The following is an 836-nucleotide window of genomic DNA, read 5'->3' as shown; positions in this document are numbered from 1 at the left end:
CTGCCCGTTCCTTCCCGGCTTTCCACCCGGATGTCTCCGCCGTGGGCACGGACCACGTAGCGGGCATAGGTCAGGCCGATGCCGTAGCCCTTCTGTGCGCGGCCTTCCTCTCGGGGCACCTGATAATATTCCCCGAAAAGCTTCTTCAGGCATTTGCGGGGGATGCCCCATCCGTTGTCTGTCACGCTGACCGTCACCCATCCTTCAGCGTCCTCTTCGAGTTTCACCGTGATGCGTACACCTTCGTCCGAATACTTCAGGGCGTTTTCCAGCAGCTGGGCGAAGACGTTGCGCAGGCAGGCCGGGTCCGCCTCCACCTGTCCGTCCGCCAGCCGGTTGTCCGTCTCCAGCGTGTGCCGCTTGGCGGGCAGGCAGGCCCGGGTGTCCGCCGCAGCCTGTGCCAGCAGTGTGGGCAGGTCCGTCGGTTCCTTGTGCAGCACGAGCTTCCTCCGTCCGCCCCTTGCGGCGGTCAGGATGCGTTCGATGTCGTTTCTCAGCCGCTTCAGCCGTTCTTCCGCCTGTTGCAGGAAAGCCTGCTTCTGGCTGTCCTTCTCTTCCTTCTTCAGCCATTCCACGAGGGTGACCACGCCTGCCAGCGGTGTTTTCAGGTCGTGCACGGTGCCGTTCACCGCCGCCTCCCGTTGTTTCAGCAGCAGGTCCTTGCGCAGGATGACGAGGAATTGCCACACCAGGCAGCCCATCACCAGCACGGCCAGCGCGGCGGACAGCAGTACGGCATAAGTCATTTGCCGGAAGATGTCTGCCGAGGGCTTTTCCGAGAAGAGGCGGAGATAGAACCGGTCTTGTGTCCCGATGGGAATCGGAGGGGTGGACAG

General features: G+C 63.0%; 1 protein-coding gene. It reads right to left on the bottom strand.

What is annotated here, in order from left to right:
• The coding region (locus HF894_RS15055) for a sensor histidine kinase (protein WP_204970654.1) at positions 1-836 on the bottom strand (836 nt) is incomplete at both ends.

Source organism: Caecibacteroides pullorum (assembly GCF_019239235.1).
GTDB classification, from domain to species: Bacteria; Bacteroidota; Bacteroidia; order Bacteroidales; family Bacteroidaceae; genus Bacteroides; species Bacteroides pullorum.
Note: the sequence above shows the minus strand (reverse complement) of the source record. Positions and strands in the feature narration are given on the sequence as shown.